Below are 23,497 nucleotides of genomic sequence, written 5' to 3' on the forward strand. Positions count from 1 at the left end.
TCAATCCCCCTCAAGAATTTTATCAAATTCCTCTTCTAAATGCTTTAACTTATCTATATCATTTTCTAATATTTTAGGATATAAATAATCAATACCAAAAAGTTTTAATTTTTTTGATATAATAATCTTTAAATACGGATATTGAAATAATAGCTTAAGATTTTTCAACATTTTTTTATATGCAAATTTAAAATCAATATTTATTTTAAATTCATTTTTTAATACTCTATTAAATTCCGTTGATATCTTTTCTATATTATTTACTTTAAGTATTTTCCACCATTTGTTTTCTATAAAATGATTGCCTATAAATCTTAAAGATAGGATTTCATCAAAATTATATTCAAATTTCGTATGCAATTTAGATTCCGAGTAATATATATTTATTATTGGATGTAATTTCTCATCTAATTCCATATGGGATATAAATCCATTATAATATCCTTCTGGAAAATTTTTCATTAATTCTTTATAATCAGATATGCTTAATTCGTGCAATTTATTCCCAATTTCTCTATATTTATTATTATTTACATAAAAAAATATATCTGGTCCTTGTGCTCCCAAATATAATTCTGGTCCCCATAATTTATAATTATCTTTCATAGAATAAATTATATGTGCTAATATGCTTGGCACTATTTAATCACCCTAATCCAGAAACATTTTAAATATAAACTTTCTGGTATTTGAAGTATCCAAGGATGATCATTTGATTGTGTTATAATATCCAAACTTTGCAACATAATTCCTTCATTTTCTACACTTCTCCTAAGCGATTCTATTAACAATGATATATCTGCTTGATATGCACAGCTACATAAACTTAATATTCCGTAATTGTCTAATCTTTTTATACCTAATTCTGAAATCCTTTTAAAAATCTGTACTCCTTTAAATCTCTCAGTCTTCTTTTTTATTAATGATGGAGGATCCAACATCATTAAATTAAATGTATAATTTGTATTATTTAAAAACGTTTCAACATCGTCAAATACCGTTTCTATTTCTACTCCATTTAACTTTGCATTTTCTTTAAGCAATTCAAGTGCATATTCATCCTTATCAACAGCTATCACTTTTTTTGCTCCATATTTAGCCATATTCAATGCAAATCCACCAGTATATGAATATGCATCTAATCCTATAGCATCTTTAGAAAATTGCCTAATGTAAACTCTGTTTTTCCTTTGATCAAAGAAAAACCCAGTTTTTTGACCATTTTTTATATCAACTATGTATTTAATACCCTCTTCTTCTATAATAAATCTATCTGGTGGTTCTTCTCCAAATAAAACTCCTGTATTTCTCTCTAAATCTTCTTCAGATGAAGTTTCAAAATCGCTTCTTTCATATATTCCTTTTATATCATCTCTAAATACTTTTATCAATGCACTAATAATTTCATTTTTTTTATTCTCAACACCTTTGTTTCTAAATTGTATTACTATATATTTCTCATATTTATCAATAATCAATCCTGGTATTCCATCTGCTTCCGCATGAAAAAATCTATATGAATTACCAAAATTTTTTCTTATTTTTAATGCCTTTAAAAATTTATTATAAAAAAATACTTCATTTATTTCTTCATCTTTTAACGATAATATCTTAACTGCTATATTAGATGATTTTGAAAATATTCCCTTTCCTATAAATTCAAAATCTGATGAAAAAACATTACATATTTCACCATCTTTTTTTTCACCTGTTATTTCAGATATTTCATCTTTAAAAATCCACAAATATCCATTTTTTATCTTTTTTTCTTTTCCTTTTTTTAATTTCACTATAATCATAAGTCGTCTTGCACATCCAATCTATAATTTATTATCTCTTCATCTTTAAAGAATATTTTTAATTCTCTTTCAGCATTTTCAGGCGAATCTGATGCATGAACAATATTTTTAGTAATACTCATTCCAAATTCACCTCTAATACTTCCAGGTGATGCTTTTAATGGATCTGTATTACCTATAATATGCCTTACCATTTCTATAACTCTCGGACCTTCTAAAACCATTACTATAATAGGTCCAGATAAAATAAAATTCATTAAATCATCATAAAATGGTTTACCTTTATGTTCTTTATACAATTCTTCTGCTTGTTCTTTAGTTGGAGAAATCATTTTCATAGCAACTATTTTTATTCCTCTTCTTTCTAATCTACTTATTACTTCGCCAACCAATCCTCTCCTAACTGTGTTTGGTTTTAAAAATAAAAATTCTCTTTCCATTATAATTCCCCCTTTAAAATTCCATCTTCTAAAAATATTTTTTTATCGCAATAATTTATTAATTCATTCTCATGCGAAACTACCACCACTGTTTTTTTTAAGGATACTATCTTTTTAAATAAATTAAATACTATAAGCTTATTATTCATATCCAAACTACCAGTAGGTTCATCTGCTAAAATTAATTTAACATCGCCAACTACAGCCCTTAAAATACTGGCTCTTTGTTTTTCACCACCAGATAATTCATATGGATATTTATTTAATAAATTCTCTATTCCCAATATCTCCGAAATATCTCTTATTTCATTATAATTATACCTTTTTTTTCTAATATATTGAGCAAGTTTAGCATTATCTAGTATTGTTAATTCATTTATTAGATTAAAAAATTGAAATACAAATCCTATTTTTGTCTTATCAATATTATAATTTATCTTTCCTGAATCCGGTTTTAATAATTTTCCCATTATAAATAATAACGTACTTTTTCCACTACCAGAGTGTCCATATATTCCATAATACTTATTATATTCAATACTTAAAGAAATATTTTTTAAAACATTATTTTTTTTATCATATGAAAAATAAATATTTTCCATATCTATTAAATTATTCATTATGTAACACCTCAATAGGATCAAAAGACAAAAGTTTCCTTGATGAAAAAAATGAAAAAACAAAAGACAATGAAATAATAAAAATAAAACTTAAAATAATATCATTAAACGAAATATAAAAAGGAATAGTGTCAATGTAGAAAATCACAGATGGGAGTTTTAAATCTATTAACTTTAAAATCAAAATAGTAATATATGCAAGCAAATAACCGATTAAAAATCCTAAAATAGATATTAATAAACTTTCTAATATAAAAACCATAGATATTTTTATTTTTTTCATACCCATAGAATATAATATACCTATTTCTTTTTTTCTTACAAAAATTGAATACATAACCGAATTCGAAATACTAAATCCACTCATTAATACCACAAAAAACGTAATTATCATAGCAAAATAAGAATCTATTTCAACAGCTTTAGCAAAATTTTCATTTTGCTCTTCCCAGGTGGATGATATTATATTTTTTAAATATTTTTCTTTTACTTTTTTTGCATCTTTTGGATTTTTTAAATATATACCTGTATAATACAAATTTTCATTTGATTTGTTAACTATAAATGATGAATCTATAATGTATATTCCTGAATGAAAAATACCAGAAACTTTTATATTTTTCAGTTTAATACCATTCGTGTCATCTGTATAAAATACATTTATTGTATCTCCTGGATTAATGTTAAAATTTTCTGCCATAACATTACCTATTATAGCTTCTTTAGTGTCTCCTTTTATTATTAAATCATTATAATACTCTAAATCATTTATTTCCCAATAAGATACTCCTATTCGTTTATTATTTTTATTAAAAAAACCTTGATAAATAGAGTAATATATTTTATATTTTTCGCCTTCAATCTTTTCATTATATTTATCATAAATTATCACATGGGGATAAAATGAAGTAATTGAATCTATTAAAACTTTATCAAATCCTTTAATAACAGAAATAACAACTATCATTCCCCATACGCCAATAAGTATTGAAAGAAAAGGGAATAAAAAATGTTTTTTATTTTTTTTAAAAAAACCTTTTACTAATAACAAAATTTCTTTCATGCATTACTCCCCACTAAAATAATTGCATCTGAATTTAATGTATTATAGTAATTTTCACTTAAAAATTTTATAATAGAAAAGTAAATATCTTTATCTTCTATAAATTCAAAAGCTATATTACTATATCTTTTCTTTAACTCATCAAAAATTATTTTCTCATAACTCTTATTTTTAATAATAACATATGATTTATTATGTTTTATACTTTCGATATTTGGTAATATATCAACAATTTCTATTAAATATCCAGAAGAATTTTTCCACCTATTACGTGTTACTGTATAAAAACTTAAATTAAAATTCTCCATATTATTAATAAATGTAATCCAAATTTTCTCCTGATTTTTTGGTTCTTCAAAATTAATTAAATAATCGTTCATATATTTTATTTTCTTACTGTCAACTTTTACATAATCTCCAACAACTTCTATTGGTAAAGATAAAAAACTTATATTGGCATTTTTTGCAACTAAAAACAAAGAAAATAATTTATTATAATTAAAAGAATTAACTGTATTATCTAACACTTTTTGAATAGAATATAATATTTTTGAAAAACCTGCATTTTTTGCAGAATTCATTAAAGCAAATAAAACATCTTTTTGTCTTTGAATTCTTCCTAAATCTCCTAATGCATCATGCCTAAATCTTGCATAATACAATAATTCTTCACCATTCAGATAATTATATCCTTGTTTAAAGTCTATATGTAAATTCTGATGAAAATCTTCATAATACATATCATTAGGAACATAAATCTTTACCGGAGAATATATATCTCCAATTTCTTTAAAAAGACCATAATCAAAAATTAAATAATCTGATATTTTTACTTTTACTATGTTATGTATAATTTCTTTTAATTTTTCTATGCCATATTTAACATATATTGCATTTATTCTTATTGTTTCATTATCAACATTTATTAATAAATCCCTTGGAATAGGTAATACTAATACTTTATTTTTTTTCTCACTTACACTTACTAATAATATAGAATCTGTTCTAGAAACTTTTTTATCTACATCGGTTGTATCCATACCTAATACTAAAAAATAATATGGATCTTCTATCTTTTCCATTTTAGTATATATATTAACAAATGGATAAATCATTGATATTATTATTAATATAGAAAATAAAATACCAAAAAAATACATCAAAAATTTCATTGGATCACTCCAATATGGTTTTTAACGTTTCTAAAGATGTTTTATCAATATAATTTCTTTCAAATTGTTTTTTTAAATCAGGTAATTTAACAGTTACTGGGTTTGAAAGTAATGTTTTTATTTCTAATTTATCATAACTTGTAATAGAATAATTTGAGAATGCTTGTAGAAATGAAAATGATCCATTAAATGATAAATTTGTATTTCCATATTTTCTTACTTCGTTTACAATTTTATTAGCTGTCAATATATCTAATATTCCTGATTTTCTAACTTTTAAATAATTAAATAAATTATCTATATTATTTCCATTGCCTTTAATTATACTCATAAACGCTGGAATACTCTCTTCTTTTAATACAAAATAATATTTTATAGTTGATGGATTAATATCAAAAATTTGTTCAAAATTGGTTAACGCTTCCTCTGGATTTAACGAATTAATTTGTAATCCTTTTTCTGAATAAAAAATATTATCTTGACTTTTTACTATAAAGACTTTTCTTGATTGATTTTTAACTCTAACAAAATATAATTCAGTATTATTTTTAGTTTCATATGTTATTAAATAACTTATAGCATCAGCTTTCATTTCTGTTGTATTTTTTAGATTATTATAAAAATAAAATATTCCTCCAGCAATAACTATTATAATCATCAATATTAATATCCATATCCATTTTCCTGAAGATCTTTTGCTACCTCCAACTTGTATTCTTGCCACTTAATACACCTCCAAATTATTATTTGTTTATATTATAATTCCATGCATCTATTGTTTCTTTTAATAAGTAATGTTCTTTATTTAAAGCAAAAATAATTTTATTTTTTAATATTTCCTTATATGCTAAATCTAAATCTATATTAGCAATATTTCTAAAATATTCTACATTATCATAATTTCTTGTAGGTTCTATAGAATCTGAAATAAAAAGTATTTTTCCAATATTATTAAAATATTTATATCCACTTGTATGATAGTATATTGCTTCATAAATATCATTTGGAATTTCATACTCTCTTTTTAAATATTCGGCAGCTATTTTACCATGTAATAATATAGGATTTTTTTCTTCCACATATGAAATATCAATTCCATAAACTTTAGCAATTTTTAAAAACTTATAAGGTTTTACATCTCTAAATAAATCATGCCCTAATGCAGCAATTTCTGCTTTTATTTCATTTTCATTATACTTTTCTGCTAATATTTTTGCTGTATAGGCTACACCCATAATATGTTTTATTCTATGTTCTGTATTTAATCTTTTTACTATTTTTTTTAAATAAAAAAGTATTTCCTCCAGAAAAATCACCTCATAATATTTCATAATCAGAATTTATCACTCTTAATCCAAATTTATATTCAATTATATCTTCCATTTTTTCATAAAAAGATAGTAAGTAATCTACATCATTTGATAATGTTGATAAAGTAAATTGAAATATTTTCTTATTATCATTAAATCCACTTTCAATAATGGCAATATTAAATTTTTTTCTGAATTCGTTTGAAACTTTTTTTACTATACTCCTTTTTTCTTTCAAAGATTTAATATTAATTAATTCTACTTGAAATGTTGCTAATAACACTTTCATAAATCACCATTGTTTGTACTCTATTTTATCAATTAAATATTCTTCATATCTAGCCATAATAAATAATAAATCTGATAATCTATTTACATATTTTAACAAATGCTCTGATATATTATCTGTTTTTGAGAGTGTAACTATTCTTCTTTCTGCTCTCCTAGCAATAGTTCTACATACATCTAATTTTGCTGATTCTATTGTATTACCAGCTATAACAAAACCTGTTAAATTCATTTTATTTTCAAAATATTTCACATACTTTGTAAGTCTTTCTACATCAGATGTTTCAATAGGTTTTACATATATTTTATCTTTTGATGCCAATTCACCTGCTACTTTAAATAAATCATTTTGCACTTCATTTATTATATTTTTTACTTCATATGATTTCACAAAATGTTTTGCTTCACCTAAAAAAGAATTTAATTCATCAATTGTTCCGTATGCTTCTACTCTTATATCATCTTTAGATACTCTTTCACCTGACCATAAACTTGTATTACCTTTATCTCCACCACCTGTACTTATTGACATTATACTCCTCCTTACTATTTTTATTGTACAAAAATATTATACCATTTAAAATGTGAATTTTTAAGTACTAAAAAAAAATGGTTGCCAAAAGGCAACCAGAAATTATTCTTGTTCAGCTTTTTCTCTTTCTCTTTCTTGAATTATTTTTTGTTGAATATCAGGTGTAACTTCTTGATAAGTTGAGAATTTCATTGTGAAATATCCTTTACCGCTTGTAATAGAACTTAATCTAGGGGAGAAATCTAACATTTCTGCAAGAGGAATTTCAGCTTCAATTTTATCCATACCTCTACCTACAGATTGCATTCCCATTGGTCTTCCTCTTTTAGCAGAAATCTCACCCATTACATCTCCGGTATATTCTGTTGGTGTATAAACTTCAACCTTCATAACAGGTTCTAAAATTACAGGATTAGCATTATTCATACCATCTTTAAATGCTTGTCTAGCTGCAATTTGGAAAGCTATATCAGATGAATCAACATCGTGATAAGAACCATCAAATAAAGTGACTTTAATATCTACAACAGGATATTCAGCAACTACACCCTTTTTCATAGCTTCTCTAATTCCTTTATCAACTGATGGAATAAAGTTCTTTGGAATTACACCACCAACTATTTTATCAACAAATTCATAACCTTCTCCACGAGGTAATGGTTCTATTTCTATCTTAACATGACCATATTGTCCATGACCACCTGTTTGTTTCTTATGTTTATACTCTGCAGTTACCTTTCTTCTAATTGTTTCTCTATATGCAATTTTAGGTTTTCCAACTTCTACATTTACCTTAAATGTTTTCTTTAATCTTTCAACCATTATTTCTAAATGTGTAGTTCCTAATCCAGAAATTATTGTTTCTCCAGTTTCAGGATCAAATTCCCATGAGAATGTTGGATCTGATTCTTGTAATTTTGACAATGCATTGTTTACTTTATCTATTTCATTTTTAGATGATGTTTTTACTGATTTTGAAATCATTGGTTCAGGGAATTCAGGGTATTTTACTTTTATTAATCTAGATGAATGAGCAACTGTATCATTTATTTTACTTTTTTTCAACTTAGGTACAACTATAATATCCCCAACTCCCGCTTCAGAAACTTCTTCTCTATCATTATATCTTGGAATATAAATATGTGCAACTTTTTCATTAGAATCTTCTTGAACTTCAACAAATGAGTCTCCAGGTTTTATTTTACCGGCTAAAACTCTAATAAATGTTAATTTACCCACAAAAGGATCAACAGCATTTTTTACAACTAATCCTACAAATGGTTCTTCTTCTTTAGGTTCAATAACATATTCTTTTCCATCGAGTTCTCCTACAAACTTTCTTTCATCTGGATGCATTCCTACTAATCTTATAGCTTCTAGAAATCTGTCCATACCTATATTCATTTCAGCAGATCCTACTAAAATAGGAACAATTTCATCATCTTCAAATGCTTGATGTAATGCATTAAATACATTTTCTGGATTTAACGCTTCTTCGCCTTGCTCAAGATATTTTTCCATCATTTCTTCATTTGTTTCTACAATATCTTCAATTAATTCTTGATGATATGATTCATAATATTCCTTTGCTTCTTCAGGAACAATATCTAATTTTTTATCTTTACCACTTTTATCTTTGTCATATTCAAAAGACTCATGAGTTATTAAATTTACAATACCTTTAAAATCAGGTCCTTCACCAATTGGAACTTGTAATGGAACTACTTTTACTCCATCTTCAAATGTTTCTTTAATAGTAGAAACTAATTCACCAAAGTTTACTCCTTCTTTGTCCATTTGAGTAATAAATATAAATATTGGTTTTTTATTTTCTCTTGCTATTTTCCATATTCTTTCTGTAGTTACTTCAATACCTGCAGATGCATTAATTACTAATACTACATTATCTACCGCATTAACAGCAACATCTATATCCCCTAAAAAATCAGCCATTCCAGGTGTATCAAAGAAATAAAATTTTGTATCTTTATAGTCAACTGCTACCACATGATTAGAAAATGATGCACCCTTTTCTTTTTCAATCTCCTCTGAATCCAAATATCTTTGACCAATTCTATCTGCTCCACAATAATTATTTAATATAGCATCCATTAATGTGGTTTTCCCACATCCATGATGGCCAAATAGCCCCACTATCCTTTTTTTGTCTACGTTTGCCATATACTACACCCCCACTGTTAGAATATCTATTTTTTCTTAAAAACTCCCAAGAAAGCGGGAATTTTATTTCTCCAATTTTCAGATCTATAATTTAAAAATCTTCCGTTATAATAAAATAAAGATGAACTTCCCCCATCAAGCATCATAGCTTGCCTAATATTGCCTATTTTTTCTAATAATAATTGAGCTTCATCATAATTTATACCAGGATTAGATTCCATATATCCATCAACTACTATAAATAATACCATATTTTCATTATCAATTGCAACTATTGTTCTAGGTGTTTTTCGGTTAATAATGCTAGATGAATAGGATAATTTTTCTTCTTTTAATGCTTCTTGCATTAAATCATCTGTCAATAGCAATGGTCCACCTTCAACCATTTCTTTAATAGCTATATTTTGATTAATATCTATATCAAATATAACTTCTTCCCCTTCTTCTAAATTAGGTATATACTTTAAATATTTTCTTTCAATCAATAATAATTTCTGATCATTTATTGGGATTTTTTTACCTATGTTAATTATATATCCATTCTCTATTAATAAAAATAAGTAATCATCTTCATTTTCTTTTATTTCTCCCTTATATTCTGAAGTATATAATTTCACATCGCCTTTCCAAGCAGTATTTATTGCTTTAATCCAAAAAGGTACATCTTTTATATATATTTTATATTCCATTACAACATTTTTAATATAAGGATTGCCATATTGATCTAATATAAAACTAGGTCTATAATATGACGATATATGTTGAATTTTACCATTTGAAATTATCTTTCCAATAGGCTCTAAAGAAGAAACATCAAAATACCCTGCATTAATTGCCAATATTGGATTTATTTCATTTAAATATTCTTCTGCATCTATTGTAGCCCCTAAATTATTAAATATAACTTTAATTTCCAATTCCTTTGGGTTAATTCTAGCAATATGAACAGGAACTATTCTTCCGCCTAAATCAATCATTTTATTTTCGACTTTAATTAATTCTGTGTCTATTATTTGATCATTTTTTATTTCTTTTAATTTCTGTTCTAAAGGAGATGCTTTAGGTGTTTCTTCTTTAGTATTTGATTGACTTTTTAATGTATTATCTTCTTTTGAACCACTAATTTTATCTTCATTCATATTAAGGATAATAGTTCTATTAGAAATATTTAAATCATAGCTATTAAAATTTTTTATTTTATACTTAACAACATTATCAGAAACCATAACAAAATCTATATCTTTAGGAACTGGAAACTCATTAAATGCAGGATATATAACTATACCATCATTTTCAACTTTTATCATATTTTCATTTATAATATGACTTAAAGTAAAAATAATTTTATTAAATGAAAACTCTATTTTTATTATTCTAGGAATACTTTTATATAAAAATACATTATCTAATTTAAATGTTTTTAAATTAAAGAAATCTGATATAGCATCTATTAAAACATATAACTTTCCATTTTTCTCAAAAACCGCTGAAGAATATGACTTATTAATATTAAAATTTATTCTTGCTGTTCCTTTAATTAAATCAAGTTCTAATATATCATTATTTTCAGGATTTGATATATATATAATATTTTTTGATGGATATTTTCTTAGATTAAAAAATTCAGCAAATTCTTCAATATCAATATATATATTTTCGGATAAGCTTAAACTATTAAATTCTTTAGGATTCTTTGTAACATCGATAAAATATACCCCTGAAAAAGACAATATACTTAATATTAAAAATAATAATATAATAACCTTTTTATACATTATTTACCTCCTACTATTCTCTCGTAAATCAATTTCATTTTTTCTTCTTTTGGAGGTACATCTGTTATTTCATATGCTTCATTTAATAATTTTAATGCTTCATCCACATTGCTTTTTTCTGAAATATACAATTCAGCTATTAAATCTCCCTTATTAACCTTAACTCCTAATTTTTTCAATACTTTTATTCCAACTGAAAAATCTATTATATCTTCTTTTGTTTTTCTTCCAGCTCCTAAAACCATAGACGCAATTCCAACTTTTTCTGTATCGATATGAGAAATATAACCATCTTTTTCTGCTTTAAATTCAACAATTTTATCTGATATTGGTAAGATTTTTGGGTTATCAATAACTCTTTCATCTCCACCTTGAGCTTTTATCCATTTTCTCATAACCTCTAATGCTTTCCCATTTTTTATATTTTCTCTTAAAATATCTTTTGCTTTTTCATATGTATATAATCCAGATAAATCTAACATATTAGCCCCTAACTCAACACATAATTCGGTAAAGTCTTCTGGCCCCTTCCCTTTTAAGGTTTCAATAGCTTCTAAAACTTCTAAAGAATTACCTACAGCTTCCCCTAAAGGTTGATCCATATTTGTAACTAAAGCTATTATTTTTCTATTATTTAATTCTGCTATTTCTACCATCGACTTTGCTAATTTAATAGCATCATCTATATTTTTCATAAAAGCTCCACTACCCGTTTTCACATCTAAAACTATACCATCAGATTCTACAGCTAACTTTTTACTCATAATACTTGCTGATATTAATGAAATTTCGTCAACTGTATCTGTAACATCCCTTAAAGCGTATAATTTCTTATCTGCCGGGGCTATATTTCCAGTTTGACCTGCAACTACCATTCCAATTTCATTTGCAATTCTAAAAAATTCTTCTTTAGATATTGCTGTTTTAAATCCAGGTATGGACTCTAATTTATCAATTGTTCCACCAGTATGCCCTAATCCTCTACCAGATAATTTTGAAACTTTTAAACCCGCAGAAGCTACTAATGGACCTACTGCTAATGTTGTTTTGTCCCCAACTCCACCTGTTGAATGTTTATCGATTTTCACTCCGCTAATACCTGATAAATCAATAATATCGCCACTATCTCTCATTGTCATTGTCAAATAATATCTTTCTTCTTTAGTCATTCCATTAAAAAATATTGACATTAACCATGCTGAAATTTGATAATCTGGAATATCGCCATTTACATACCCATTAACCATGTATTCTATTTCTTCTTTAGTATTTATTCCTCCATTTCTTTTTTTATGAATTATATCAACTGGCCTCATTTATATTCCTCCCTTTATTAAAAATAATTTTGAACAACGTCCCTTGATTTTCTTCACTATCCACTTCAATATACGCTCTATGTTTTTCTAATATTTGCTTTACTATATACAACCCTAAACCAGTACCAGGAACCTGCCTTGTTCTGGATTTATCAACTCTATAGAACAAATTAAAGATTTTATTTCTTTCTCTTTCGGGAATTCCTATTCCTGTATCTTCAAATTCCAAAACAACTTCATCTTCATAATCATATAACCTTACAAATACTTCCTTTTCTCCTGAATCTTTAATATGAGTAAATTTAATAGAATTATCTAATACATTATATAAAACTTGTATTAATCTATCCTCATCACCTATAATCTTTAAATCCTCTTCAATATCTAAATGTAATTTGATATCCATATCTTTAATTAAAGAATTAAAGATCATATATATTTTTTTTACTAAATTAGATAAGTTAACTTCTTTAAAATTATACTCATAATCCTTTCTTTCTAATCTGGATATATCCAATAAATCATTAATTAATCTCGTTAATCTAGATGACTCATCTTCTATTATATTTAAAAATCTTAATGCTTGAGAAGATAACTTTTCATCACTCATTAACAAAGTTTCAGAATATCCATGTATTACTGTAAGAGGTGTTTTTAACTCATGAGACATTATAGTTAAAAATTCTCTTCTCATTAAATCTAATTCTTTTTCTTTTGTAATGTCTCTTAATACAACAATTCTATAATTTTGATTTTTTTCTGATTCTAATAAAATCTTCTTTATTTCACAATGAAAAAAGGATTTTTTTGGACTATATACAATAATTTCATCACTAATATTTTCATCTAGCCTATAACTTTTTAGTATTATATCAATAATATTATGATCCTCTAGTATTTCAGATAATTTTTTACCCAAAAAATTATCTGAAATAAAAAGATTTTGAGCACTTTTATTTGCATAATCTAAAATTAATGCATTTGAATCTTCAGAATAAAAAACTAGCATAATTGATTCTGATATATTGTTTAAAACTGAGTATATATTATTTCTTTTAATTTTTTCTATTTCTAGTTTTTTATTTAGTCCATTTATCTTTTCTTCTAAAGAATGTATTAAATACTCAACTGCTGGATCATTTGCAGAAATAGATAAAACTTTTGATAAAGATGATTTAATTTTTATATTTTCATTTTTTACTGTAATATAATTTGTAAAAATAATATACATTAGTATAGAAAACAATAAGATTATTAAAACATAGTACATTATATCACCTATTTCAAAAAAGCGACAGAAAATCTGCCGCTTTTTGTTTTATTAATAGTCTAACTTTTCTTTTCCAGGATCTCTAAATTTATAACCTTTTCCTCTAACAGTAATAATGTATTTTGGATTTGATGGATCTTCTTCTATCTTTGTTCTTAATCTTCTTATATGAACATCAACTGTTCTTGTATCTCCAAAATAATCATAACCCCATAATTTATCTAATAATACATCTCTACTAAATACTTTACCTTCATTTTTAGCTAAGAATGTTAATAATTCAAATTCTAATGGTGTTAATTCTACAGCATTTCCTCTTATGAGAACTTCATATCTTTCAGTATCAATTTCTAAATCTTTGGCAATTATTTTCTTTGGACCTTCTTCTTTAATTTGCATTGCTTGTTGTTGTCTTCTAAAAATAGATTTTATTCTAGCAATTAATTCTCTTACATTAAATGGTTTTGTTACATAGTCATCACTACCTAATTCTAAACCTGCAACCTTATCAGCTGGATCATCTTTTGCACTTAATATAAGTACTGGTGAATTTTTAAATTTATCATTACTTTTAACAGATCTAATAAAATCAAAACCATCCATTGAACCAGGTAACATAATATCAACTATAAAAAAGTCTACTTCTTTTTCATCTAACATTTTTACTGCTTCATCTGCATCTGAAGCTAAAACTACCTCATACCCTTCTTTTGTAAGATTAAAATTCAACATTTCTGAAATAGCAGGATCATCTTCAATAATCATAATAACTTTTTTAGCCATAATTTATTCCTCCCTCCAATATCAATTATATTATTTTTGTTGATTTTTCATTTGTTCTTCTTTTTAATACATTTTTACTTACTATAATTTTCTTAAATTCCGCTTCAGCAACTTTTTCAACTTCATCAAAGACTTCAGCAAAAAATTTAATTTTATTGTCTTTTACATAAACTATTTTAAGTTTTATATATACCTTGAACCCCATTGGTGTTGGAGATATATGCTTTATTCTAGCTGATGAAACTACAGATACATGTTCTGGTATTAGTGGATCAAGTAATTCTGTAGATGCTCTAAATATTTCCTCTAATAATGCAGTTGTAGCTAATAAATGAAAATCTTTAAATTCTTCTTTCTCAGACCATAAAAAGGATTCGTCATTTACACTAAAAGAATAATTAAATTCCTTCCCCTCTAATTTCTTGAGATTCCCCCAAATCACCTCCATTTTTTTTCACCTCCACGGTTCCTAATAACTCATTCAATTCCTCACCGCTTAAAGTTTCCTTTTCTAATAATACATTAGCTATTTCATGTAATTTATCAATATTTTCTGATAAAATTGTTTTTGCTTTTTCATATGATTCTATAATAATCCTCTTTATTTCATTATCTATTTCATTTGCTGTTTCTTCACTATAGTTTTTCATTTTAGCTAATTCCTTGCCTAAAAATACTTCTTCCTCTTCAGCTCCCCAAGCTATTGGCCCTAATCTTTCACTCATTCCAAATTTTAATATCATAATTCTTGCATATTCTGTAGCTTTTTGCAAATCATTCGCAGCACCACTAGTAATTTGATTAAAAACTAATTCTTCAGCCGCTCTACCGCCTAAAATACCTGTTATTCTATCAAGAATCTCTTCTTTTGTCATTAAATATCTATCTTCTAATGGAAGTTGAAGTGTAAAACCTAATGCTTGATGTCCTCTAGGTATTATCGTAACCTTATGAACTGGATCAGCATTTGGCAATAACGCCCCAACTATTGCATGACCTAATTCATGATAAGCTATTATTTTTCTGGTTTTATCAGAAATAACTCTAGTCTTTCTCGCAGGACCAGCTATAACTCTATCTATAGCTTCTTCCATTTCTTCCATTTCAATTATTTTTTTACCTTTTCTAGCAGATAATAAAGCTGCTTCATTTATTAAATTTTCTAAATCTGCTCCAGAAAAACCAGGTGTCCTTCTAGCTAAAACCTCTATATCTATATTCGGAGATATAGGTTTTCCTTTCATATGTATTTTTAATATTTGTTCTCTACCTTTAACATCAGGCATATCTAATACAACTTTCTTATCAAATCTTCCAGGTCTTAACAAGGCTTTATCTAATATATCAGGCCTATTAGTAGCAGCCATTACTACAATTCCAACTCTTGGATCAAATCCATCCATTTCAACTAATAATTGGTTTAATGTTTGTTCTCTTTCGTCATGTCCGCCACCTAAACCCGCTCCTCTTTGCCTTCCTACAGCATCTATTTCATCAATAAATATAATAGCCGGAGCATTCGCTTTAGCTTGTGCAAATAAATCTCTAACTCTTGCTGCACCTACACCAACAAAAAGTTCCACAAAATCTGAACCACTTATATAGAAAAATGGCACTTTTGCTTCTCCAGCAACTGCTCTTGCTACTAATGTTTTACCAGTACCAGGAGGTCCAACTAATAAGATTCCCTTTGGCATTCTAGCTCCCATCTTATTAAATGATTGAGGATTTTTTAAGAATTTAACAATATCTTCTAATTCTTCTTTAGCTTCATCAACTCCTGCTACATCATCAAAAGTAACTCTTTCCTTATCGGGATCATATTTCCTGGCAGGACTTTTAGTAAAATTCATACCTTGTGGGCCTCTACCAGTTAATGGTCTTAACATTATCATCCAAAGGAATATTAAAATTATAAAAGGAATTATATAACTAAGAATCCCATATAACCAACCCGAAGTAACATCCTGCTTAAAATCTACTTCAACATTTTTTTCTATTAACTTATCAACAAAATTTGAATCCCTTAAAATTATTGGGGCAAATAAATCATAACTTTGCCCTTCTATTGTTTTAACAATAACACTCCCTGTATCTTTCACTAATACCTTTGAGACTTTACCTTTATCTACTAATTCTGAAAATTCAGTATAGCTAATAGTCGTACTTGCAGTATCTACTGTCATTCCTCTTATAATAAAAAATATTATAAATCCTATAATTAAATAAACTGCAATAATTCCAAACAATCTTTTTTTATCATTATTTTCATTTTTATCCGCCAAGAGCAATTACCTCCTTCAATTTAACTCTTTAGTTATATATAATTTATCTTTCTTTTTTTCAATATTTAATTTATTTATTTTTCTTTTTCCAGAATTTTTCATACTTAATATCTTTTCTATTTCCTCTTTTGATGGAGGAAATATATTTGATTTTAAAAAAACTAATCTTAATATTTCTTTATCAAAAAAATCATTTTTTATTTCCACTTCATATATATTATTTTTATAAATTACTCTTTCTTTAAAAAGTGATTCTATGTATTCCCTATATTCCCACGTTATTTCAGCAAATCTAAAAAGTGATTCTTCATATTTAATATTTATTTCCTCAAATTTTGGTAATATTTCATGTCTAACCTTGTTACGCATATATTTTGTATCATAATTAGATTCATCAATAACATATTTAACATTGTTAATTGTAACATATTTTTCTAAATTTTCAAAATTTAAAATCAATATCGGTCTTGTAACATTTTTGTATATTGGCAACATACCAGCTATTCCATAAATTCCTGTTCCCTTAGCAAGTCTATATAAAATAGTTTCTGATAAATCTTTAGAATAATGAGCTACAGCAATTTTTTCATATCTTTTTTTATCCATAATCTCATTAAAAAAATCATATCTTAATTTTCTAGCAGCTTCTTCTATTCCAATCTTATTATTTTTAGCGTAATTTAAAACATCTATTTTTTTCGAAAAAAATGGAATATTTCTTTTCCTACACTCATTTTCAACAAATTTTTCTTCATTATCAGCATTTTTTCTTAATGAATGATTAAAATGAGCTACAGCAATAGATATTTTTAATATATTCTTTAATTTATGAATTATATCTAACATTACCATAGAATCTCTTCCGCCCGAAACTCCAAGTAATACTCTATCATCTTCTGAATACATATTATATTTCCGAATAAATTTTAATACTTCAAATTCTATTTTCACCTTATCAACTCCATTCTTTCTTAATATATTATAACATAAAATGTAAAAATTTTATATTAAAAAAAGATTCCCCTTTCGGAGAATCTTTTGGAGCCGGTGAAGGGAATCGAACCCCCAACCTACTCATTACGAATGAGCCGCTCTACCCTTGAGCTACACCGGCAAACATGTATATTATATTACTCAAAAATAATTTTGTCAAGATTAACTTTTATTTTTTAATTTTTTATAATATAATTATGATATAATATATTATAATTTGTTTTAAATTTAAAAAAAAGGAGAGATAATATGGCTTTTGAAACGTATAAAATTTATGATTCCACTACTCTTTCAAAAGGAATAATTAATAAATATTTATTTGATTACATTGATGATGTAGATAATGCCCATATTATTATTTCTAATAAAAAAGAAAACACAGATAAACCATATATTTTATTAGAAAATGAAAAATTAAATTTAATATCAAAAGAAAAAAAATATATCTTAGATTTTTCAAGCGAAAATCTTCAATTAGCTTTATTAAAATTAATTTCTAAAACATTTAAGAAAGAACCTTTTGAGTTGCTATATCTATTAGAAGCAAAAAGAAAAGAATTTGCTGAGTTTATCAAAAATCTTATAGTTCTTTTTGAAGTGGAAGATAAAAGCAATAGCATGAGTCATTCTCAAAGAGTAGCTTATTATGCTAAAGAATTTGCTGAATATATTAAAAAAAATGAAGACGAAATTGAATTTATACAGGATTTAGCAATGTTACATGATGTGGGAAGAATAGGGATTGAACAGCTAATGTTGTTTTCTAAAACCAGGATTTATGATTTAGAACAATGGGATTTAGAGCACACTAAGGCTGGAACTATATTTTTATCAAATAGAAGAGAATTATGGTATGCCATTGATGTTGTAAGGCATCATCATGAAAAATGGGACGGTTCTGGTTTCCCAGATAATCTAAAAGGAGAGGAAATTCCTTATTATGCAAGATTTATAGGTATAGTTGACTGGTTTGATTTAGCAACTCATACAGCTACGTCTGAACATTTTGGAATATTAACTCCTAATGAAGCAATTGAATATATGAAATTGAATTTGGGTAAAATTTTTGACCCATTACTAGGAAAAGCCTTTATTGATTTTATTAATGATTTTTTATCTAAAAAAGAATTTATATAAGAGCAGCCGCCCGGCTGCTCTTATATATAATACTCTACTTTTTCAAAATTCAAATCTGTTTCTTTTGAAATAATTTCTCCGTATAATGGACCAGCTGATATTTTATTTATTTTAACTTTCACAAATTTACCAACTAAATTTTCTTCACTTTCAAATATAACTACTTTATTATTTATTGTTCTTCCTAAATATGCTCCTGATTTAGTCTTATTTTCTTGAATAACTAAAACAGTTTTATCTAAATATTTTTCATTTTCTTCATGATTTATTTGTTTTTGAATATTCATTAAATATTGAAATCTCTTATTTTTTATTCTTTTTGGTATATTATCTTCATAATATTTTGCTGAAATAGTTCCTTCTCTTGGAGAATATTCGGCAATATTTAACCTTTCATATCTAGCACGTTTTACTAAATCAACTGTTTCCATAAAATCTTCATCAGTTTCTCCTGGAAATCCTACTATTATATCACCAGATATTGTAACATTTTCTACATTACTTTTTATCTTATCTAGGAGATCTAAATAAAATTCTTTTGTATATCTTCGATTCATTTTTTTCAAAATGTTGTCACTTCCTGCTTGTACGGGCAAATGGAAATTTTTAGCTGCTTTTGGATTTTTACTTATTTCTTCTATTAAGTCGTCTGTTATATCTGTTGGATAAGAAGTTAAAAACCAAATTCTTTTTATCGATTCAAATTTTGCTGCTTCTCTAATTAAAATATTTAGTTTAGGTTTCCCATCACCAAAATCTTTTCCGTAAGAATCAACGTTTTGACCTAAAAAGGTTATTTCCCTATAACCATTATCATTGTAGTATTTTACTTCATTCATAATATCTTCAATTGGTCTACTTTTTTCAAAACTTCTTGTATAGGGAACTATACAATATGTACAATATTTATTACATCCATAAATTATATTTATCCAACCATGATGTTTACTATATGGATGTTTAGGTAATTCAGCAGTTATATTATCAAATTTATCAGTAAAATCTGAAAATCTTTTCCCCTCTTTTGCTTTATTATAAAATTCACTAATATCCATATAATTTCTCGTTCCAAATACAAAATCCACTCCATGAAATCTTTTTAATATATTTTTTCTTTCCTTTTCTGCAACACAACCACCTACAGCAATTACTAAATTTTCATTTTTCTTTTTCAATTTTTCATAATAACCAATAGCTCCATATAACTTATGTTCAGCTTTTTCTCTTACCGCACAACTATTTAAAATTATAAAATCTGCTTCTTGTGGATTTTCTGTCCATTCGAAGCCTTCTTTTTCTAACACTCCTGCCATAATCTCTGATTCATTCACATTCATTTGACAACCAAATGTTCTAATAAAAAATTTCACTTTTTCACCTCCATTATTAATAAAATCCCGGAGAAAATCCCCGGGATAAAATTTATTTAATTATTCTTCATCTTCTTCAATAATTTCTCCGTATTTTTCTTCAGCCTCCACTTTAGCTTTTGTAACTTCTTCTACATCATCTACAACTTCTTCTTTTTCTTCAGGAGTTTCTTCTCCCATTCTTCCTTCTCTTCCTTCAATATATGCATCAGCAATCTTAGATGCAATTAATTTTATTGCTCTTATAGCATCATCATTTCCAGGAATTACAATATCAATTGGATCTGGATCACAGTTTGTATCAACTAAAGCAATAATTGGAATACCTAACATATTTGCTTCAGCTATAGCTATTTGTTCTTTTCTAGGATCAACTAAGAAAATAAAATCTGGAATTCTTTTCATACCCCTTAAACCACCAAGGTTTTTATTTAATTTATCGTATACTTTCTTGATTTTACTTTGTTCCTTTTTAGGTAATTTTTCAAATTCTTCAGAATTTACATATTCATCTAATTCTTCTAATTTTTTAATTCTTTTCTTGATAGTTGGGAAGTTTGTTAATAATCCACCTAACCACCTGTTGTTTACATAATATGCTCCTGCTCTTTTTGCTTCCTCCTCTGTTATTTGTTGTGCTTGTTTTTTTGTCCCAACAAATAATAACACTTTACCTTGTGAAGCTTGATCTCTTACAAATTCATATGCTTCTTCTACTGCTTTTAATGATTTTTGTAAATCAATAATATAAATACCTTTTCTTTCTGTGAAAATGTATGGTTTCATTTTAGGGTTCCATCTTCTTGTTCTGTGACCAAAGTGAACCCCAGCTTCTAAAAGTTGTTTCATGCTAATAACTGACATACTACTACACCTCCAAGTTTTGGTTTTTACCTCCACCATCTTACGTTTCCGACCCTGCGGGCACCGAGGAAACTACTAACGGTGTGTGAGGTTATATTTTAATTTCTTCTGCTTCATTCCATAATCCTTCTAAATCATAAAATTCTCTTGCTTTCTCTGTAAACAAATGAACAATTATACTTCCACCATCAACGATTAACCATTCATATCCTTTATCTTTATCATAATATAATAAATCATGATTTTTTTCTTTGAACTTTTCAACAACAGATTCCTTTAAAGCATTTAAATGTGTATCTGAATTACCTGTAGCTATTATAAAATAATCAACTAGTAGTGGTGTATTTTTCATGTTAAGAACTTTAATATCTATTGCATCTTTTTCATCTAATACATTATATATCTCTTTAGCTATTTCAAAAATTTCCTCTTCTGATTTTAACTTCACTAATTTTCACCTCCATTACTCTACTGTAACACTTTTAGCTAAATTTCTAGGTTTATCAGGATCTAATTTTCTTAATATCGCTACATTATATGCAAACATTTGAATTATCGGTGCCATTACTAACGGATATAGAGATTCATGAGTTTCAGGAACAAATAAATATTCATTTGTCAATTGCTCTATTTCTTTATTCCCATTTGTAGTTATAGCTATTATATTAGCATTTCTTGCTTTTGATTCCATCAAATTAGATTTCATCTTTTCATACAATGAATCTTTAGGAATTATAGCAAAAACTGGGAACTGTTCGTCTAATAAGGCTATTGGGCCATGTTTTAACTCACCTGCTTGATAACCTGCCGCATGTATATAACTTATTTCTTTTAATTTTAATGCTCCTTCTAATGCAGTAGGAAATCCAAAGCCTCTTCCAATATACATCATATGTTGATAATTTACATATTCTCTTGCCAATTCCTTAGTTCTCTCATTTAAATTCAATACTTCTTTATATATTTCAGGCATTTTTTCTATACCTTTTAAAATTTCGATTATTTCTTCGTTTAACCCCTGAGTTAATTCTATTATCTTTGCGCCTACTGCATATAATATTGCTATTTGTGCAGTATATGTTTTAGTTGCAGCTACCCCTATTTCTGGTCCTGTATTCATATATATTGCCCCATGAGATTCTCTAGGAATTGTAGATCCAAAAACATTACTTATTGTTATTACTTTTGCTCCTTTTTCTTTTGCTATTCTTATTCCCTCTAATGTATCTATAGTTTCACCTGATTGAGATATAGCTAGTACCAATGTATTTTCATCTACATGCGGATTCATATATCTAAATTCAGAAGCTACTTCTATATCAACATCTATCTTGGAATATCTATTCATAAAATACTTAAATGTTAATCCTGCATGATAACTTGTGCCACAAGCTACTATATATATCTTTTTTAATTCTTTTGAAATAAATTCATTTAAATTATCTAATTCAGATAATAATGGTTTCCCATCTTTTATTCTACCTGTTATAGCAGCTTTTAATGCCTCTGGTTGTTCATTAATTTCTTTTAACATGAAATGATCATATCCACCTTTTTCAGCTGCTTGTTCATCCCAGTTTATATATACTGAATTTTTTTCTATTTTTTCTCCATTTATATTAAAAAATGTTATATTTCCTGGTTCTAATAATGCTATTTCATTATCATTCATAAAATACACGTTCTTTGTATATTTTATTATAGGTGTTATATCAGAAGCTAAAAATGCATAATCATTATTATAAGCCACTACTAATGGGCTTCCTTTTCTAACAGATACGATTTTATTTTCATCTGTATGTATTACTCCAATTGCATACGCACCATCTAATCTTTTTATAGCCTTTAGAACAGCTTCAAATAAGTCTCCATTATAATATTCTTCAACTAAATGTGCTATTACTTCAGTATCAGTTTCTGATTTAAATACATGCCCTTTTTCTATTAATTCTTCCCTTAATTCTTGAAAATTTTCTATTATACCATTATGAACTAACGCTATTTTACCTGTACAATCTGTATGAGGATGAGCATTTACGTCTGTTACTCCTCCATGCGTTGCCCATCTTGTATGAGCAATACCTATTTTTATATTTTCTTCTAACTTATCATTCAATTCATTTTGTAAATTTATTATTTTGCCTGTACTTTTTACCAATTCAACATGACCATTCTTTGAAAAAGCAATCCCCGCTGAGTCGTATCCTCTATATTCTAATTTTTTTAATCCTAATACTACATCTTTTACTTTAATATTTTCCTTCCCAACAACTCCCACAATTCCACACATTTTCCTTTA

The 23,497-nt window shown here is 26.5% G+C and carries 23 protein-coding genes and 1 tRNA gene; 1 reads left to right on the plus strand and 23 read right to left on the minus strand.

Annotated elements, in window-relative coordinates; all coding sequences use genetic code 11:
• The 19 genes from AS160_RS05625 to AS160_RS05715 form a co-directional block, all read right to left on the minus strand.
• Complete coding sequence (locus AS160_RS05625; RefSeq protein WP_165146155.1) at positions 1-639, minus strand: hypothetical protein; 639 nt, start codon at positions 637-639, stop codon at positions 1-3.
• Entirely contained in the window at positions 639-1,799 is a 1,161-nt protein-coding gene (locus AS160_RS05630) for a class I SAM-dependent rRNA methyltransferase (protein ID WP_165146158.1), read from the minus strand. The genes AS160_RS05625 and AS160_RS05630 overlap by 1 nt, the downstream gene beginning before the upstream one ends.
• Positions 1,796-2,239: a nucleoside-diphosphate kinase gene (gene ndk / locus AS160_RS05635; protein ID WP_165146161.1), complete on the minus strand. Its 444-nt coding sequence runs from the start codon at positions 2,237-2,239 to the stop codon at positions 1,796-1,798. The genes AS160_RS05630 and ndk overlap by 4 nt, the downstream gene beginning before the upstream one ends.
• On the minus strand, positions 2,239-2,859 hold the full coding sequence (locus tag AS160_RS05640) for an ATP-binding cassette domain-containing protein (protein WP_165146164.1): 621 nt from the start codon (positions 2,857-2,859) through the stop codon (positions 2,239-2,241). Before AS160_RS05640 ends, ndk begins: the two co-directional genes overlap by 1 nt.
• On the minus strand, positions 2,852-3,922 hold the full coding sequence (locus tag AS160_RS05645; protein WP_165146167.1) for an FtsX-like permease family protein: 1,071 nt from the start codon (positions 3,920-3,922) through the stop codon (positions 2,852-2,854). Before AS160_RS05645 ends, AS160_RS05640 begins: the two co-directional genes overlap by 8 nt.
• On the minus strand, positions 3,919-5,094 hold the full coding sequence (locus tag AS160_RS05650) for an LCP family protein (RefSeq protein WP_165146170.1): 1,176 nt from the start codon (positions 5,092-5,094) through the stop codon (positions 3,919-3,921). The genes AS160_RS05645 and AS160_RS05650 overlap by 4 nt, the downstream gene beginning before the upstream one ends.
• Positions 5,095-5,098: 4 nt before the next feature.
• A complete protein-coding gene (locus AS160_RS05655; RefSeq protein ID WP_165146173.1) occupies positions 5,099-5,818 on the minus strand; it encodes a hypothetical protein in 720 nt (239 codons plus the stop codon).
• A gap of 19 nt (positions 5,819-5,837) precedes the next feature.
• Complete coding sequence (gene yqeK / locus AS160_RS05660; RefSeq protein ID WP_165146176.1) at positions 5,838-6,425, minus strand: bis(5'-nucleosyl)-tetraphosphatase (symmetrical) YqeK; 588 nt, start codon at positions 6,423-6,425, stop codon at positions 5,838-5,840.
• Positions 6,412-6,693, minus strand: coding sequence for a DUF503 family protein (locus tag AS160_RS05665; protein ID WP_165146179.1), 282 nt, complete (start codon positions 6,691-6,693; stop codon positions 6,412-6,414). The genes yqeK and AS160_RS05665 overlap by 14 nt, the downstream gene beginning before the upstream one ends.
• Positions 6,694-6,696: 3 nt before the next feature.
• Positions 6,697-7,224, minus strand: coding sequence for a cob(I)yrinic acid a,c-diamide adenosyltransferase (locus AS160_RS05670; protein ID WP_165146182.1), 528 nt, complete (start codon positions 7,222-7,224; stop codon positions 6,697-6,699).
• A gap of 102 nt (positions 7,225-7,326) precedes the next feature.
• Positions 7,327-9,405 carry an elongation factor G gene (gene fusA, locus AS160_RS05675; RefSeq protein WP_165146185.1) on the minus strand — a complete coding sequence of 693 codons (2,079 nt, stop codon included), beginning with the start codon at positions 9,403-9,405 and terminating at the stop codon, positions 7,327-7,329.
• A 26-nt stretch (positions 9,406-9,431) separates the two neighbouring features.
• A complete protein-coding gene (locus tag AS160_RS05680; RefSeq protein ID WP_165146188.1) occupies positions 9,432-11,180 on the minus strand; it encodes a phosphodiester glycosidase family protein in 1,749 nt (582 codons plus the stop codon).
• Complete coding sequence (locus tag AS160_RS05685; RefSeq protein WP_165146191.1) at positions 11,180-12,496, minus strand: thymidine phosphorylase; 1,317 nt, start codon at positions 12,494-12,496, stop codon at positions 11,180-11,182. Before AS160_RS05685 ends, AS160_RS05680 begins: the two co-directional genes overlap by 1 nt.
• Entirely contained in the window at positions 12,483-13,766 is a 1,284-nt protein-coding gene (locus AS160_RS05690; RefSeq protein ID WP_165146194.1) for an ATP-binding protein, read from the minus strand. Before AS160_RS05690 ends, AS160_RS05685 begins: the two co-directional genes overlap by 14 nt.
• A 51-nt stretch (positions 13,767-13,817) precedes the next feature.
• Positions 13,818-14,549, minus strand: coding sequence for a response regulator transcription factor (locus tag AS160_RS05695; RefSeq protein ID WP_165146197.1), 732 nt, complete (start codon positions 14,547-14,549; stop codon positions 13,818-13,820).
• A 25-nt stretch (positions 14,550-14,574) separates the two neighbouring features.
• Entirely contained in the window at positions 14,575-14,997 is a 423-nt protein-coding gene (locus AS160_RS05700) for a hotdog domain-containing protein (protein WP_165146200.1), read from the minus strand.
• Positions 14,948-16,834, minus strand: a complete 1,887-nt coding sequence (gene ftsH / locus AS160_RS05705) for an ATP-dependent zinc metalloprotease FtsH (protein WP_165146203.1) — start codon at positions 16,832-16,834, stop codon at positions 14,948-14,950. Before ftsH ends, AS160_RS05700 begins: the two co-directional genes overlap by 50 nt.
• A gap of 15 nt (positions 16,835-16,849) precedes the next feature.
• Positions 16,850-17,785, minus strand: coding sequence for a tRNA lysidine(34) synthetase TilS (tilS, locus tag AS160_RS05710; protein WP_165146206.1), 936 nt, complete (start codon positions 17,783-17,785; stop codon positions 16,850-16,852).
• Between the two features lie 88 nt (positions 17,786-17,873).
• Positions 17,874-17,948: transfer RNA gene (locus AS160_RS05715), tRNA-Thr, on the minus strand.
• Positions 17,949-18,076: 128 nt separating this feature from the next.
• Here AS160_RS05715 and AS160_RS05720 point away from each other — a divergent pair.
• Positions 18,077-18,964, plus strand: a complete 888-nt coding sequence (locus AS160_RS05720) for an HD domain-containing phosphohydrolase (RefSeq protein WP_165146209.1) — start codon at positions 18,077-18,079, stop codon at positions 18,962-18,964.
• A gap of 20 nt (positions 18,965-18,984) precedes the next feature.
• Here AS160_RS05720 and miaB read toward each other — a convergent pair whose 3' ends face one another.
• The 4 genes from miaB to glmS all read right to left on the minus strand — a co-directional run bounded on the left by miaB (position 18,985) and on the right by glmS (position 23,488).
• Positions 18,985-20,334: a tRNA (N6-isopentenyl adenosine(37)-C2)-methylthiotransferase MiaB gene (miaB, locus tag AS160_RS05725; RefSeq protein ID WP_165146212.1), complete on the minus strand. Its 1,350-nt coding sequence runs from the start codon at positions 20,332-20,334 to the stop codon at positions 18,985-18,987.
• 60 nt (positions 20,335-20,394) lie between these two features.
• Positions 20,395-21,198, minus strand: coding sequence for a 30S ribosomal protein S2 (gene rpsB, locus AS160_RS05730; RefSeq protein ID WP_165146215.1), 804 nt, complete (start codon positions 21,196-21,198; stop codon positions 20,395-20,397).
• A gap of 91 nt (positions 21,199-21,289) precedes the next feature.
• Entirely contained in the window at positions 21,290-21,646 is a 357-nt protein-coding gene (rsfS, locus tag AS160_RS05735; RefSeq protein ID WP_165146218.1) for a ribosome silencing factor, read from the minus strand.
• Between the two features lie 15 nt (positions 21,647-21,661).
• Positions 21,662-23,488 carry a glutamine--fructose-6-phosphate transaminase (isomerizing) gene (gene glmS / locus AS160_RS05740; RefSeq protein ID WP_165146221.1) on the minus strand — a complete coding sequence of 609 codons (1,827 nt, stop codon included), beginning with the start codon at positions 23,486-23,488 and terminating at the stop codon, positions 21,662-21,664.
• Between the last annotated feature and the right edge of the window lie 9 nt (positions 23,489-23,497).

Source organism: Marinitoga sp. 38H-ov (assembly GCF_011057715.1).
Taxonomy (GTDB): domain Bacteria; phylum Thermotogota; class Thermotogae; order Petrotogales; family Petrotogaceae; genus Marinitoga.

Coding starts and splice junctions, on each gene's coding strand:
- AS160_RS05630 (WP_165146158.1), bottom strand. CDS start 1,799: ATGATTATAGTGAAATTAAAAAAAGGAAAAGAAAAAAAGATAAAAAAT.
- ndk (WP_165146161.1), bottom strand. CDS start 2,239: ATGGAAAGAGAATTTTTATTTTTAAAACCAAACACAGTTAGGAGAGGA.
- AS160_RS05640 (WP_165146164.1), bottom strand. CDS start 2,859: ATGAATAATTTAATAGATATGGAAAATATTTATTTTTCATATGATAAA.
- AS160_RS05645 (WP_165146167.1), bottom strand. CDS start 3,922: ATGAAAGAAATTTTGTTATTAGTAAAAGGTTTTTTTAAAAAAAATAAA.
- AS160_RS05650 (WP_165146170.1), bottom strand. CDS start 5,094: ATGAAATTTTTGATGTATTTTTTTGGTATTTTATTTTCTATATTAATA.
- yqeK (WP_165146176.1), bottom strand. CDS start 6,425: ATGAAATATTATGAGGTGATTTTTCTGGAGGAAATACTTTTTTATTTA.
- AS160_RS05665 (WP_165146179.1), bottom strand. CDS start 6,693: ATGAAAGTGTTATTAGCAACATTTCAAGTAGAATTAATTAATATTAAA.
- AS160_RS05670 (WP_165146182.1), bottom strand. CDS start 7,224: ATGTCAATAAGTACAGGTGGTGGAGATAAAGGTAATACAAGTTTATGG.
- fusA (WP_165146185.1), bottom strand. CDS start 9,405: ATGGCAAACGTAGACAAAAAAAGGATAGTGGGGCTATTTGGCCATCAT.
- AS160_RS05680 (WP_165146188.1), bottom strand. CDS start 11,180: ATGTATAAAAAGGTTATTATATTATTATTTTTAATATTAAGTATATTG.
- AS160_RS05685 (WP_165146191.1), bottom strand. CDS start 12,496: ATGAGGCCAGTTGATATAATTCATAAAAAAAGAAATGGAGGAATAAAT.
- AS160_RS05690 (WP_165146194.1), bottom strand. CDS start 13,766: ATGTACTATGTTTTAATAATCTTATTGTTTTCTATACTAATGTATATT.
- AS160_RS05695 (WP_165146197.1), bottom strand. CDS start 14,549: ATGGCTAAAAAAGTTATTATGATTATTGAAGATGATCCTGCTATTTCA.
- AS160_RS05700 (WP_165146200.1), bottom strand. CDS start 14,997: ATGGAGGTGATTTGGGGGAATCTCAAGAAATTAGAGGGGAAGGAATTT.
- AS160_RS05720 (WP_165146209.1), top strand. CDS start 18,077: ATGGCTTTTGAAACGTATAAAATTTATGATTCCACTACTCTTTCAAAA.
- rpsB (WP_165146215.1), bottom strand. CDS start 21,198: ATGTCAGTTATTAGCATGAAACAACTTTTAGAAGCTGGGGTTCACTTT.
- glmS (WP_165146221.1), bottom strand. CDS start 23,488: ATGTGTGGAATTGTGGGAGTTGTTGGGAAGGAAAATATTAAAGTAAAA.